The 12884-nt window shown below is 58.9% G+C and carries 14 protein-coding genes; 6 read left to right on the forward strand and 8 right to left on the reverse strand.

Going from position 1 to position 12884, the window contains the following annotated elements:
- Nucleotides 1-344: 344 nt before the first annotated feature.
- The 3 genes from EHO01S_RS02790 to yfbV all read right to left on the reverse strand — a co-directional run bounded on the left by EHO01S_RS02790 (nucleotide 345) and on the right by yfbV (nucleotide 2211).
- Nucleotides 345-1004, reverse strand: coding sequence for a sugar phosphatase (locus EHO01S_RS02790; RefSeq protein WP_024522531.1), 660 nt, complete (start codon nucleotides 1002-1004; stop codon nucleotides 345-347).
- Between the two features lie 30 nt (nucleotides 1005-1034).
- Entirely contained in the window at nucleotides 1035-1529 is a 495-nt protein-coding gene (locus EHO01S_RS02795; RefSeq protein WP_024522532.1) for a YfbU family protein, read from the reverse strand.
- Nucleotides 1530-1755: 226 nt separating this feature from the next.
- Entirely contained in the window at nucleotides 1756-2211 is a 456-nt protein-coding gene (gene yfbV / locus EHO01S_RS02800) for a terminus macrodomain insulation protein YfbV (RefSeq protein WP_024522533.1), read from the reverse strand.
- 557 nt (nucleotides 2212-2768) lie between these two features.
- Between yfbV and ackA the strand changes: the two genes are divergently transcribed.
- Both ackA and pta read left to right on the forward strand, forming a co-directional pair.
- Nucleotides 2769-3968 carry an acetate kinase gene (gene ackA, locus EHO01S_RS02805; RefSeq protein WP_024522534.1) on the forward strand — a complete coding sequence of 400 codons (1200 nt, stop codon included), beginning with the start codon at nucleotides 2769-2771 and terminating at the stop codon, nucleotides 3966-3968.
- 130 nt (nucleotides 3969-4098) lie between these two features.
- Nucleotides 4099-6240, forward strand: coding sequence for a phosphate acetyltransferase (gene pta / locus EHO01S_RS02810; protein WP_024522535.1), 2142 nt, complete (start codon nucleotides 4099-4101; stop codon nucleotides 6238-6240).
- 107 nt (nucleotides 6241-6347) lie between these two features.
- Here pta and EHO01S_RS02815 read toward each other — a convergent pair whose 3' ends face one another.
- The 4 genes from EHO01S_RS02815 to yfcF all read right to left on the reverse strand — a co-directional run bounded on the left by EHO01S_RS02815 (nucleotide 6348) and on the right by yfcF (nucleotide 9021).
- The gene (locus EHO01S_RS02815; RefSeq protein WP_024522536.1) at nucleotides 6348-6920 is read right to left on the reverse strand and encodes a rhodanese-like domain-containing protein; all 573 of its coding nucleotides are present in this window, start codon (nucleotides 6918-6920) and stop codon (nucleotides 6348-6350) included.
- A 101-nt stretch (nucleotides 6921-7021) separates the two neighbouring features.
- Nucleotides 7022-7645 carry an NUDIX hydrolase YfcD gene (gene yfcD / locus EHO01S_RS02820; RefSeq protein WP_024522537.1) on the reverse strand — a complete coding sequence of 208 codons (624 nt, stop codon included), beginning with the start codon at nucleotides 7643-7645 and terminating at the stop codon, nucleotides 7022-7024.
- A gap of 89 nt (nucleotides 7646-7734) precedes the next feature.
- Nucleotides 7735-8280: a phosphodiesterase gene (yfcE, locus tag EHO01S_RS02825; RefSeq protein WP_024522538.1), complete on the reverse strand. Its 546-nt coding sequence runs from the start codon at nucleotides 8278-8280 to the stop codon at nucleotides 7735-7737.
- A gap of 99 nt (nucleotides 8281-8379) precedes the next feature.
- Nucleotides 8380-9021 (reverse strand): glutathione transferase, encoded by a 642-nt coding sequence (yfcF, locus tag EHO01S_RS02830; protein ID WP_024522539.1) that lies wholly within the window; start codon nucleotides 9019-9021, stop codon nucleotides 8380-8382.
- 245 nt (nucleotides 9022-9266) lie between these two features.
- On the opposite strand from yfcF, the gene EHO01S_RS02835 reads away from it, so the two are divergent.
- The 4 genes from EHO01S_RS02835 (at nucleotide 9267) to EHO01S_RS02850 (ending at nucleotide 12202) form a co-directional block, all read left to right on the forward strand.
- Nucleotides 9267-9893 (forward strand): glutathione binding-like protein, encoded by a 627-nt coding sequence (locus EHO01S_RS02835; protein WP_024522540.1) that lies wholly within the window; start codon nucleotides 9267-9269, stop codon nucleotides 9891-9893.
- A 64-nt stretch (nucleotides 9894-9957) separates the two neighbouring features.
- Nucleotides 9958-10332, forward strand: a complete 375-nt coding sequence (gene folX / locus EHO01S_RS02840) for a dihydroneopterin triphosphate 2'-epimerase (protein WP_024522541.1) — start codon at nucleotides 9958-9960, stop codon at nucleotides 10330-10332.
- A gap of 44 nt (nucleotides 10333-10376) precedes the next feature.
- Nucleotides 10377-11273, forward strand: a complete 897-nt coding sequence (locus EHO01S_RS02845; protein ID WP_024522542.1) for a TIGR01777 family oxidoreductase — start codon at nucleotides 10377-10379, stop codon at nucleotides 11271-11273.
- Between the two features lie 215 nt (nucleotides 11274-11488).
- On the forward strand, nucleotides 11489-12202 hold the full coding sequence (locus EHO01S_RS02850) for an SDR family NAD(P)-dependent oxidoreductase (protein WP_024522543.1): 714 nt from the start codon (nucleotides 11489-11491) through the stop codon (nucleotides 12200-12202).
- 5 nt (nucleotides 12203-12207) lie between these two features.
- On the opposite strand, the gene EHO01S_RS02855 is transcribed toward EHO01S_RS02850, so the two are convergent.
- Complete coding sequence (locus tag EHO01S_RS02855) at nucleotides 12208-12801, reverse strand: UbiX family flavin prenyltransferase (protein WP_024522544.1); 594 nt, start codon at nucleotides 12799-12801, stop codon at nucleotides 12208-12210.
- Nucleotides 12802-12884 lie beyond the last annotated feature (83 nt).

Genomic DNA, 12884 nt, shown 5'->3' on the forward strand with positions numbered 1-12884 from the left:
TGGCGAGATGACAAGTCTCTCGCCCCACGGCGGCACGCTGGCAAATGAGCGCGGCGAGGCGATATGGACATGGAATGCGTGGAGTGGAGCGCTTAGCACAAGCAAGTTCACAGGAAAGCGGAATGCTATGGCGCCAGCAGGAAAACGCGTGCCATAGCCATAGCGACCCCCTTCGCGTTGAACCGGCGGCATGTAACGAGGTGGAGGGAGCTGAGACGGGGGCACCCGTGGACGCACCGCGCCCTGGCGAAAATGCGTATAGGCGGTATCAGGTATCGAGGCCAGAAGAGACGGCGGCGAGACGTAACGCGAGGCCTCGCCGCCGGGAGCGATCGGCTGAACGCTTAATCTTGCGTCAGTAGGATCTCAGCCTCATCGCCGACACGGGTCACGGTGATTTGCGCCAAGCTACGCAATACCAAGGTCGTCTTATCCAGTTTTGGCGTCTCTGCGGGCGCATTAACGGCAATCACCTGACAACCGGCGGTCAAACCGGCCAAGATCCCTGCGGGGGCGTCCTCGACCACCGCGCAGGCGCCCGGCGCAAGGCCCAGCTTCTGCGCGCCTAACAGGTAGGCATCCGGCTCCGGCTTGCCACGCTGTACCTGTTCGGCGGTGACAAATACCGCTGGTTTCGGCAAGCCCGCGGCCTTACAGCGCGCATAAGCGACCGGCACCGTGCCAGACGTGACGATCCCCCAAGGGAGTTGCAGCGTCTGCAACGTGGCGATCAACTCGGCAGCGCCGGGCATGGCCACGATACCGTCGGTATCGCGCGACTCCAGCTCCTCCAGCCACGCAAACTCCTCCTCCAGACGCGCGGCATCGGCATCCGGCAAAAAATGGCGCAAAGAGGTAATCGCCTGCTTGCCATGAATAAACGCCAGTACTTGCTGAGGATTGATCCCTTGACGCTTGGCCCAGTTAATCCACGAACGTTCCACCACCGGCAATGAATCCACCAGGGTTCCATCCAGGTCAAACAAAAAACCTTTACACTTCACGGGTACTCCTCATAGCAAAATCAGCCGGCGTTACGCATTCAGAATTTGCGTAATCTCCACGGCACTTAAATGGTACTGGCGCGGACAGGCATGCCAAACGGCCAGCATGCGCAGGTACTTCTCCCACATCTTGGTTTGGGCGTTGAAGCCGTGTGTACCGCTATCGAAATGGGTATAGCGCCCTTCGGTATTGACCAGGAACCGGACATAACTCAGATAACGCGCCTCTGTCGCTGCATCGAAGCCTAAGAACTCCAAGCGACGGGCATCGATATCCTGACGCTCCTTCAGGTTATTGTAAGAGACTTGCAGCGCATGATGCATCTCCATAATGTCGATGATGGTGCGACAGGTCTCTTCCGGCAGCTCGCCGAAGTCACGATCGAGCTCTCGCAGTTGCAGCCCGAATCCTCGCTCGATGATAGTTTGCAGACGACGATAGCGCTCGGCATTGTCAGGGTCGAGCATCGACATCATCTTATACTGATTTGAGAGGATCAGGCGCTGTGCATTGGTCATTTCCATCTTTACTGTCCTTATTGGCCGACGACGGCCAGAGTTACCACGATCAATGTTTACCGTTCAGCATGACATATTGCCCCATTCGCCAACAGAGCACTAAAAGATGTTTTTTGATCTTGGCGGGAATTCGCCACAATAAAAGGATGTACCCATTACCAAGACAGCCTTTCTATTTTCAAGTGTGCTGTATTTTGCTTACAACACATTAACCAAGGTACCAGCGCCCTCTTTAAATATCGTCTAGAAAGGTCTTATCCAGTTGCTTACAGCAACGGCGCAACAATTCAGCCAACGACTGATAGGTCGGCGCGCCTTCGATAGGTGCCAAGGCGATGCCGGACGCCGACAACTTGTCGCGTAGCTGATGAAACCACTGCAATAGCGTAGGGGGGAGCGGCGTCACGGAACGTTTACCCAGCCACCATAATCCCTGCATCGGCAGGCTACAGGCGAACAACGCCGTCGCGACGGCCGGGCCCAATTGCCCGCCCAACGCGATCTGCCAGCACAGGGTAAACATGGCGATGGGGGGCATAAAGCGGATGGCAAAACGCGTCGCTCGGGATACCCGGTGCTCGGGGAATACCGGTGCCAACCGTTTCTCATTCGGCCACGTCTTCATATAGATTTGACCGCGCTGGAAAAGGCGGAACCAGGCGACATGGGGCGTAGGAGCTGATGACATGGCAACCTCAATTTATTCGATAAATATTAAACAAACACAGTAAAATGACTACAAAAAATAGGCGGACTCAAATTTATTTTGTTTTTAAAGGCCGCTATCGGTATTCTAAGCCGGCCTTGAGGCCGCCGTCAGTCAAGAAGGGTAAAAAATCCTCCACGCCGCTGACGTCCGCACTCATCGCCCCCCGTCGATGCCGCAACCCTGCCTCATATGGCACGTTGACGCTAGATGGGCGGGCTCACAGCAGCACACTCCCCCGCAGGGAGCGACGGACAGTGGCAGTCATGCCGCGGCGCCCAAGCGTGCTGCTGTGAACCTGCATGGTTTGAGGAGAGATGCACGGCACCGCAAGGCGCCTTGGCCGCTTTCCCCGGATACCGTGGCCGTCCACAGGGCGGATTATTTTGATGCAACACCGTTTATGAACGGCACGTACCGCGGCCTTATGCCAGATCGTGCCGCACATGATGTTAATCATAAATGCCGGCAGCGTATTGCGCTACGCTTAGCGCCTGTCTGGTACACTTTCTAACCACGCATAACAAGTAGGTACTTCCATGTCGAAGCTGGTACTGGTTCTTAACTGCGGCAGTTCTTCCCTGAAATTCGCCATCATCAACGCGGTCAACGGTGAAGAGCACCTGTCTGGTTTAGCCGAATGTTTTAACCTCCCTGAAGCCCGAATTAAATGGAAAATGGACGGTGCGAAACACGAAGCGGCGCTGGGCGCAGGCGCAGCTCATAGTGAAGCTCTGAACTTCATCGTTAACACCATCCTGGCACAGAAGCCGGAACTTTCTGCCGCACTGACCGCTATCGGTCACCGTATCGTACACGGCGGCGAGAAGTTCACTCACTCCGCCGTGATCAACGACGAGGTGTTACAAGGCATCAAGGATGCGATCCCGTTTGCCCCACTGCACAACCCGGCTCACCTGATCGGCATCGAAGAAGCCTTCAAAGCCTTCCCGCTGCTGAAAGAGAAGAACGTCGCCGTATTCGATACCGCGTTCCACACCACTATGCCGGAAGAATCCTACCTGTACGCCCTGCCGTATCACCTGTATAAAGAGCACGGCATCCGTCGCTACGGCGCACACGGCACCAGCCACTACTATGTCAGCCGTGAAGCGGCCAAAATGTTGAACAAGCCGGTAGAAGAGCTGAACGTTATCACCTGCCACCTGGGCAACGGCGGTTCCGTCAGCGCCATCCGTAACGGCGAGTGTGTCGACACCTCCATGGGCCTGACCCCGCTGGAAGGCCTGGTGATGGGGACCCGTTCCGGCGATATCGATCCGGCCATCGTGTTCCACCTGCACGATACCCTGGGCATGAGCGTCGCCGATATCAATACCCTGCTGACCAAAGAGTCTGGCCTGCTGGGCTTGACTGAAGTCACCAGCGACTGCCGTTATGTCGAAGACAACTACGAAACCAAGGCCGATGCCAAACGTGCCATGGACGTGTATTGCCACCGTCTGGCGAAATACATCGGTGCCTACACCGCACTGATGGATGGCCGCCTGGACGCCGTCATCTTCACCGGTGGCATCGGTGAAAACGCCGCGATGGTGCGTGAACTGACGCTGGATAAGCTGGCACTGCTGGGCCTGGAAATCGACCACCAGCGCAACCTGGACGCGCGCTTCGGCAAGTCAGGCGTGATCACCAAAGAAGGCAGCCGCCTGGCCATGGTTATCCCGACCAACGAAGAGCTGGTTATCGCGCAAGACGCTTCCCGTCTGACCGCCTAACTCGCCGACGCCGCCCCACCCGGGCGGTGTCGCTGGTGGCGAGGCTGTAGGGCTCCGCCAGCCAGCAAGACTCCCTTTTACCGCCGCCGCTTCCGTCGCCGCGGCGGACTACTCAAAAGAGGTTGCTATCGTGTCCCGTACAATCATGTTGATCCCCACCAGCACCAGCGTTGGCCTGACCAGCGTTAGCCTGGGTGTCATTCGTTCCATGGAGCAGAAAGGCGTACGCCTGAGCGTGTTCAAGCCGATCGCCCAGCCGCGTACCGATGCCGATGCGCCGGATCAGACCACCACCATCATCCGTGCCAACTCCACCATCCCGGCTGCCGAACCGCTGCGTATGTCTTACGTCGAAGCGCTGCTGAGCTCTAACCAGCAAGACGTGCTGATGGAAGAGATCGTCGCGCGCTATCACGAAAACACCAAAGATGCCGAGGTGGTGCTAGTCGAAGGCCTGGTGCCGACCCGTAAGCATCAATTCGCCAACGCGCTGAACTACGAAATTGCCAAGACGCTGAACGCTGAAATCGTCTTCGTTATGGCGATGGGTAACGACAGCATCGATCAGGTGAAAGAGCGCATCGAACTGGCTCGCTCCAGCTTCGGCGGCAGCAAGAACCAAAACATCGCCGGTGTAATTATCAATAAATTGAACGCCCCGGTCGACGAACTGGGCCGCACCCGTCCGGATCTGTCAGAGATTTTCGACGACTCCACCAAAAACCGCGTCGCTAGCCTGGACGTCGCCCAAGTGGTTGCCAACAGCCCGCTGCCGGTGCTGGGCTGCATCCCTTGGAGCCTCGAACTGATCGCCACCCGCGCCATCGACATGGCTAACCACCTGAAAGCACGTGTAATCAACGCCGGTGACATTCAGACCCGTCGCATCAAGTCCGTCACCTTCTGCGCGCGCAGCATCCCGCACATGCTCGAACACTTCCGCGCAGGCTCTCTGCTGGTCACCTCCGCTGATCGTCCGGACGTGCTGATCGCCGCCTGCCTGGCCGCGATGAACGGTGTCGAGATCGGCGCCCTGCTACTGACTGGCGGCTATGAAATCGATGCCCGCGTCAGCAAACTGTGTGAACGCGCTTTCCAGACCGGCCTGCCGGTATTCATGGTCGACACTAACACCTGGCAGACCTCACTGAGCCTGCAAAGCTTTAACCTGGAGGTCCCGGCCGACGACCACCAGCGTATCGAGAAGCTGCAAGACTTCGTCGCCAGCCACATCAATGCCGAGTGGATCGACTCCCTGAGCGCCACCTCCGAACGTTCACGTCGTCTCTCTCCGCCGGCGTTCCGCTACGAGTTGACTGAACTGGCCCGCAAGGCAGGCAAGCGCATCGTCCTGCCGGAAGGTGACGAGCCGCGTACCGTGAAAGCGGCCGCTATCTGCGCCGAACGCGGCATCGCACAATGTGTGTTGCTGGGTAACCCGGATGACATCCAGCGCGTCGCCGCCGCACAAGGCGTGACGCTAGGCGACGGTATTGAGATCGTCGATCCGGCCGCCGTACGCGAAAAGTATGTGCCGCGTCTGGTCGAGCTGCGTAAGAACAAGGGCATGACCGAAGTCGCCGCCCGCGATCAGTTGGAAGATAACGTGGTACTGGGTACCCTGATGCTGGAGCAGAACGAGGTCGATGGCCTGGTTTCCGGCGCGGTACACACCACCGCCAACACCATCCGTCCGCCGTTGCAGCTGATCAAAACCGCACCGGGTAGCTCACTGGTTTCCTCCGTCTTCTTCATGCTGCTGCCGGAACAGGTTCTGGTTTATGGCGACTGCGCCATCAACCCGGATCCGACGGCTGAACAGCTGGCTGAGATCGCCATCCAGTCTGCCGACTCCGCCGCCGCTTTCGGCATCGAGCCGCGCGTCGCGATGATCTCCTACTCCACCGGTAACTCCGGCGCGGGTAGCGACGTCGAGAAAGTGCGTGAAGCCACCCGTCTGGCGCAAGAAAAACGTCCGGATCTGGTCATCGACGGTCCGTTGCAGTACGACGCGGCCATCATGGCCGATGTGGCCAAGTCGAAGGCGCCGAACTCACCGGTCGCCGGGAAAGCCACCGTGTTCATCTTCCCGGATCTGAACACCGGCAACACCACCTACAAAGCGGTACAGCGCTCCGCCGATCTGGTCTCTATCGGGCCGATGCTGCAAGGCATGCGTAAACCGGTCAACGACCTGTCGCGTGGTGCCCTGGTTGACGATATCGTCTACACCGTCGCCCTAACCGCCATCCAGTCTGCCCAGCAGAAGTAAATCCAGGCTCAGGCGTAACAAAAAGGCTCCCATTGGGAGCCTTTTTTATGCCGACCGGATCATATGTTCACCGCGTCGGACACACGGCTAGCGCCGCAACCCCATGCTTAACACCCTTGGGTACAGGTACCGCCCTTGGCCGCCTCGCTCGCTGCCGCCGAGCCGCCTTTCTCTAGCGGATAGCCGGCCTCTTTCCAGGCGGTGATCCCCCCCGGTAGGCGGTAGACGTGCTGATAGCCCAGCTTCTTGGCCCACAATGCCGCGTTATGTGAACGCGCACACTTCACGAAACCGCAATAAAACACCAGCGTCCGCGCCTTATCCGCACCGAGCAGGCGGATGAAATCGGCCTGGGTCGTCGCTCCCATGGTGGCGTTATCCCAGACATTCATATCCCCCATCGGAAAGGCCATATTGGCCGCTCCGGGAATATGCTGTTTCTTGTAAGAGTCGGCAAAAGGCATGGTGTCGACGATCAGCATCGGCTTCTTCTCATCCATCCACTGCTTCAGCTCCTGCACCGTCAACAGTTGATACTCACCGTGTACGGTCTCGCGAGCCAATTGCACCGCTTGCTTTTCCGCATCCACCTCGGATGACGAGAACAGCCCCGCCTGGGCCGGTAAGGATGAGAGGGCGGCCAGCATCATGCCGGCGACCAGAGGCAATACAGGTTTCATCATTTTTCCTTATGTAAAAATCCCATTTTTACGGTAACTTTTTACATAACAAATAGATGTGATAATTGTATCAAATAAAATTTACAAACCTGATGATTGCTTTATGCCGGTGTGTCGGCATCATCATCCGTTGCACGCGCCGGAGGCGTAGATACGGGCGGTTGGCTCGCATCCACCTCGCTGCAACGGGTACACAATGCCGGCGCCTCACCGTCGCTATTGCGCGCCATCCACAGCGACAAGGCGTGAATAGAATCGGGGGTAAAGCTATCGCACTGGGCGGCGATTTCTTGCGGCGTCATCCAGCAGACAGACTCCACCTCCTCTTCCTGTAAGGCGAAAGGGCCATGAGAGACACAGCTAAACAGGCCTCCCCACACCCGGCAATCCGCCTGTTGATAGTAAAACAGGCCATGATCGGCGAAAGGCACACCGGCGATCCCCAGTTCCTCTTCCGCCTCACGACGCGCCGACTCCAACATATTCTCGCCGCTCTGCACCACGCCGCCGGCGGTAGCATCCATCCAGCCGGGATAAAAGTCCTTACTCTCGGTACGCTTCTGCACCAAGATCCGCCCCATACCGTTATGCACCACAATATAAGTGGCACGGTGACGTAAGCACTGCGCACGCATCTGCTGCCGACTGGCCTGCGCGATGACCTCGTTGTGCTCATCGACGATATCCACCCACTCGATCTCGCTATTAACCTGCTGCTCCACCATCCTCTGCTACCCTATGACACTCTCTCAATCGCGCTTACGCGCACTCTGCCTCTGCCCCCTGCGGCGGCATGGCCCCTCGCCAAAGTCAATTACAACCGTACCTCTGCCAGTCTCTCTGTACCGTGCAGAGCCTGAACCCACATCCGCTCCCCCTCCAGCATACCGAAACTCGGTACGTTGCCCCCTTTCGGCAAACTGATGGAGCCGGGATTAAAATAAATATGCTCCCCATGCCGCTGCGCCTGCGGCAGATGGGTATGGCCGTAGACCAACACATCGCCGGCAGCCAGTGGCGGCAATTGCTGCGGATGATACAGATGACCGTGAGTCAGAAACAGCCGCCGCGTCGGCAACAGTACCTGCTGCCACGATGCCATCAATGGGAAGGTAAGCAGCATCTGATCGACCTCGCTATCACAGTTGCCGCGCACGGCGATGATGCGTGACGCATAACCGTTCAAGCGTTCGGCAACGGCGGGCGGATCGTAGTGATCCGGCAGCGGATTACGTGGTCCATGATTCAGCACATCGCCTAACAGGATCAGCCACTGGCTGCCACTGCGCTCGAACAACGACAACGCCTGCTCTGTCGCGCTGAGCGAGCCGTGGATATCGGAGATAAACATCAGTTTCATCGTGGAATTCTCAACAAACACTCGACCATAGCCTACACCTGCGCCCGACGGCATGATGCAGAGGCACAGTGTAACCAGCCGGGGAAGACGACACCAGTCTCAGACGCCACGACGCCCCAAGGCCAGCCACTGACACACCGAGGCGCGCTGCCATTGAAAATGTGCATACGCCACCAAACGCTCGGGCAGGCCGTCATCATGCAGCGCCAAACGGTTCAGCATCAATGCCAGATCGGTATCGGCGATACACCATTCGCCGAACAGATTTTGCCGACCGGACGGCAGCAGACGTTGCGCCGCCGCCACCAAACGCGCCGCCTCATACTCCGCCTCAGCGGAGAGTGGCGCTAAGCGCTGACCACAGAACACCACCTCGCTGGGCCGCTCCCGACGCAACGCGGCCAGATCGCTGCGTAGCCAGGCCTGCACCTCACGCGCCAGCGCGCGTGCCTGCCGCTCACGCGGATAGAGCGGCGCATAGTGCGGCGCGCAGAAAGTTTCGTCCAAGTATTCACAAATGGCGGAGGACTCCGCCAGGGCAAAGCCATCGACCAGCAACGTAGGGACTCGACGCGTCAGCGAGATCTCTGCATACGGCTCCTGGTGATTCTCTCCCTCGGCCAAATCGACAGGCACCAGTTCGCAACGCAGCCCTTTCTCTTTCAGGGCGACGAAGACGGACATCACATAGGGACTCAAATAACGGCTATCGGAATAGAGAACTATCGCAGAGGCATTCATAAACACTCCTGATGGCAGTCAACAGCGGGCAAGTAGGCACGCAACGTCCGACGACTGCGGCCCCTCTCTGACACAGTATGCCATGTTTCCTCCGGCGCGAAACACCGGCTGACCCGCTCAGCGCGAATAAACACCGCCCAGGCTAACGCCGCGCCATAAGAAAACAATCTGTTAACATCGTCCTTTTTTCCCCCTGCGATTTGCTCTATAGTCGCCAGACATCCCCTCACTCACAGGAAGAGATGATGATCGATCTTTATTATGCTCCGACCGCCAACGGCCACAAGATTACCCTGTTTCTGGAAGAGTGCGGCCTAGCCTATCGTTTACACCGCATCGCACTCGATGCCAACCAGCAGTTTACCCCCGATTTTCTCGCCATCTCCCCCAACAACAAGATCCCTGCGATCGTCGATCAGCAACCAGCCGACGGCGGCGCGCCGCTTAGCCTGTTCGAGTCCGGGGCCATCTTGCTTTACCTGGCGGAAAAGAGCGGGCGCTTTCTCGCGCGCGATCTGCGAACGCGCGCCGATACCCTCCAGTGGCTGTTCTGGCAGGTGAGCGGTTTCGGCCCGATGCTCGGGCAAAGTCACCATTTTAACTACTATGCCCCACTGCCGGTCCCTTACGCCATTGAGCGCTACCAGACGGAGGCCGTACGCCTATACGGCGTGCTAGAGCGCCAATTACAGCGCCACGCCTATCTGGCGGGTGACGCCTACAGCATCGCCGACATGGCGACTTATCCCTGGGTGGTGTTACATCCGCGCCAACGCATCGATCTGGCCGATTACCCAGCGGTCACACGCTGGCTCCACGCTATCCAGGCGCGTCCCGCAACCCGGCGCGCCTACCAACTCGCCCAGGCGTAACATGCCGTTATTGTGACGGGCGGCCGATGCCGCTTGCCATCGTCGTTATTATTCAGGATGTCTTATGAGTCAACACGTTGCCGACGCCATCATTAAAATCAAGAACCTACGTTTACGTACTTTCATCGGTATCAAGGAGGAGGAGATCGCCAACCGCCAAGATGTGGTGATCAACGTCGCTATTCACTACCCGGCACAGCACGCGCGCCACAGCGAAGATATCGCTGATGCGCTTAACTATCGCACTATCACCAAGCGTATCATCGCTCATGTAGAGCAAAACCGCTTCGCCCTGCTGGAGAAATTGACGCAGGATGTGTTAAACATCGCTTGTGAACATCCCTGGGTCACCTATGCTGAAGTAGAGGTCGATAAACTCTACGCCCTGCGCTATGCCGACTCGGTCTCCATGACCATGCGCTACAGTTGCGGGGATTAAGCGAAGCGGATGGTGCACCCGCGTGCACCGCAAGGAGCCTACCTATGGAGATCTTGATCACCGGCGCCACCGGCCTTATCGGTAGCGCGCTTTGCGCCCGGCTACACATTCTCGGCCACCACCTGACGGCCCTGACGCGTGACGTGACGCGGGCCAGGCAACGGCTCGGCTCGGCGGTCACGCTGCTGAGCTCGCTCGATGCCCTCAGCTCGCTGGATGGCTACGATGCGGTCATCAACCTCGCAGGGGAGCCGATCGCCGACAAACGCTGGAGCGCCGCGCAGAAGCAACGGCTATGCGACAGCCGCTGGCAGATCACTCAACGCCTGGCCACCCTAATCCGGGCCAGCCAACGTCCCCCCAGCGTGTTACTGTCCGGCTCTGCCGTCGGCTATTACGGCAACCAGGACGATACACCGTTAAATGAAGACGATGCTACCGTGGACGACTTTACTCACCGTCTGTGCGCCCGCTGGGAAGCGCTGGCACGCGAAGCCGAGAGCCAACAAACCCGTGTCTGTCTGATGCGCACCGGCATCGTGCTGGCCGCACAAGGTGGTGCGTTGGGGCGGATGCTGCCGCTATTCCGCCTGGGCCTCGGCGGCGAATTAGGCAGCGGGCATCAATATCTGTCGTGGATCCATCTCGACGACATGATCAACGCCATCCTCTATCTGCTTGATAACCCCACCTTGCACGGTCCGTTTAACATGACCGCGCCCTACCCGGTACGCAATGAGCAGTTCGTGGCGACACTCGGCGAGGTCTTGGGACGCCCGACCCTGATGCGAATGCCAGCGCTAGCGCTACGCGCCCTGTTGGGTGAGGCCAGCCTGATGTTACTCGGCGGTCAACGCGTGTTACCGCGTCGTCTGGAAGAGGCGGGATTCGGGTTCCGTTACTACGATTTACGCGAGGCATTGGATGACCTCGTCAAATAAACGCACATAATGTGCAGGCGAGCGCACCGGGCGTCCGGAGCGATGTAGCACGTTGACTACACTGATGGCTGGGTGTCTCTAGACGGTGTGCGCCGAGGCCAGACCGTACAGCACGCCCACGACCGTTGGCGCTATACCTGGCCGCCGCGGCAAACCGCGGTGGCGACAATCCCCGACACCCGTGTCGGGCACGGCGCCCCATCAGTGGAGCATCTATGAAGCAAGCCTTATTGCACGATAAAGTCGCGCTGGTCACCGCAGGCGCCCAAGGCAGCGGCGCCGCCATCGTCCGCGCACTCGCCGCCGCCGGCGCACGCGTCGCGCTGACCTACCACCACGCGGAGCAGGAAGCCCAACTACTGACGACGCAAGTCCGTCAACAGGGGGGCGAGATCGTCGCCTTGCGTACTGACGCTCGTCAACCAGAGACTTGCGTGCGCGCCATCACCCACACGCTGGAACAGTGGGGACGTATCGATATTCTGGTGAATCACGCCGCGGTGATCATCTGCAAGCCTTTCGACGAGATCGAGTTGCGCGAATTTGAACAGAGTATGGCCATCAATGTTCGCGCGGTGTTTCTTACCAGCCAACTGGCCGCACGCCAGATGCCGGCGGGGGGACGCATTATCCACATCAGCAGCACGCGACAAGTGAGCGATCACAGCGACGCGCTTTGCGCTATGGGACGCGCTGCGCTGGGTGCGCTTACGCGTGCCATGGCGCAGGATCTGGGGCCGCAGGGCATCACGGTCAATCAGGTGATCCCCAGCGTCACGATTCCCCCCCCGCCCCCCATACAGTCGAGCGACGCACACCACACCAGCCCCGGCGACGCATCGCATCGCATCGCGGATCTGGTGCTATGGCTCTGCTCGCCGGCGGCGGCGGCAGTCAACGGCAGCCAATTCGACATCGCCGCCCAATAAGCGCCTCACCTCGCGCTACCAGCCGCCCCACGCCCACCCTGCCAACGAGGAAACAACTCCTGTGCTAGGGTGATATCCAACTGATCCAACACCCGATTCACCGTCTGATCGATAATCTCTTCGATGCGTTGGGGACGGTGGTAGAAGGCAGGCACTGGCGGCATGATCAGCGCGCCCAGTTCGGCAGCGCTGGTCATCAGACGCAGATGCCCCAAGTGCAACGGCGTCTCGCGGACGCACAGCACCAGAGGCCGACGCTCCTTCAGCACCACGTCCGCGGCGCGGATCAACAGCGTATCGCTGTAGCCGTGCACGATACCGGAGAGGGTCTTGATCGAGCAGGGTAAGATCACCATGCCGGCGGTCTTAAAAGAACCCGAGGAGATCGACGCGGCAATATCACGCACATCATGCACCACATCTGCCAAGGCCAAGACCTCGCGCAGACTGCGATCCGTCTCCAAGGCCAACGTCTGACGCGCCGCTTGGCTCATCACTAGGTGAGTCTCCACCTCGGGGAGGGGACGCAACACCTCCAGTAAACGGATACCGTAAATCACGCCACTGGCGCCGGAGATACCGATAATCAGTCGTTTCATCGCCCGTCACTCATCCTCATTCATTCTGCTGCTGCGACTTTGCCGCAAGCCGTTAGACGGTGCAAGCGAAAACGGGCCGCTAC

The organism is Edwardsiella hoshinae NBRC 105699 = ATCC 33379, assembly GCF_000474215.1.
Lineage (GTDB): Bacteria > Pseudomonadota > Gammaproteobacteria > Enterobacterales > Enterobacteriaceae > Edwardsiella > Edwardsiella hoshinae.

What these genes read in the sequence shown, in the direction of transcription:
- yfcD (WP_024522537.1), bottom strand. Translation starts at nt 7,645, where the DNA reads ATGGTGGAGCAGCAGGTTAATAGCGAGATCGAGTGGGTGGATATCGTC.
- EHO01S_RS02850 (WP_024522543.1), top strand. Translation starts at nt 11,489, where the DNA reads ATGAAGCAAGCCTTATTGCACGATAAAGTCGCGCTGGTCACCGCAGGC.
- yfcF (WP_024522539.1), bottom strand. Translation starts at nt 9,021, where the DNA reads ATGAATGCCTCTGCGATAGTTCTCTATTCCGATAGCCGTTATTTGAGT.
- EHO01S_RS02845 (WP_024522542.1), top strand. Translation starts at nt 10,377, where the DNA reads ATGGAGATCTTGATCACCGGCGCCACCGGCCTTATCGGTAGCGCGCTT.
- folX (WP_024522541.1), top strand. Translation starts at nt 9,958, where the DNA reads ATGAGTCAACACGTTGCCGACGCCATCATTAAAATCAAGAACCTACGT.
- yfcE (WP_024522538.1), bottom strand. Translation starts at nt 8,280, where the DNA reads ATGAAACTGATGTTTATCTCCGATATCCACGGCTCGCTCAGCGCGACA.
- EHO01S_RS02855 (WP_024522544.1), bottom strand. Translation starts at nt 12,801, where the DNA reads ATGAAACGACTGATTATCGGTATCTCCGGCGCCAGTGGCGTGATTTAC.
- EHO01S_RS02815 (WP_024522536.1), bottom strand. Translation starts at nt 6,920, where the DNA reads ATGAAACCTGTATTGCCTCTGGTCGCCGGCATGATGCTGGCCGCCCTC.
- EHO01S_RS02835 (WP_024522540.1), top strand. Translation starts at nt 9,267, where the DNA reads ATGATCGATCTTTATTATGCTCCGACCGCCAACGGCCACAAGATTACC.
- ackA (WP_024522534.1), top strand. Translation starts at nt 2,769, where the DNA reads ATGTCGAAGCTGGTACTGGTTCTTAACTGCGGCAGTTCTTCCCTGAAA.
- EHO01S_RS02795 (WP_024522532.1), bottom strand. Translation starts at nt 1,529, where the DNA reads ATGGAAATGACCAATGCACAGCGCCTGATCCTCTCAAATCAGTATAAG.
- yfbV (WP_024522533.1), bottom strand. Translation starts at nt 2,211, where the DNA reads ATGTCATCAGCTCCTACGCCCCATGTCGCCTGGTTCCGCCTTTTCCAG.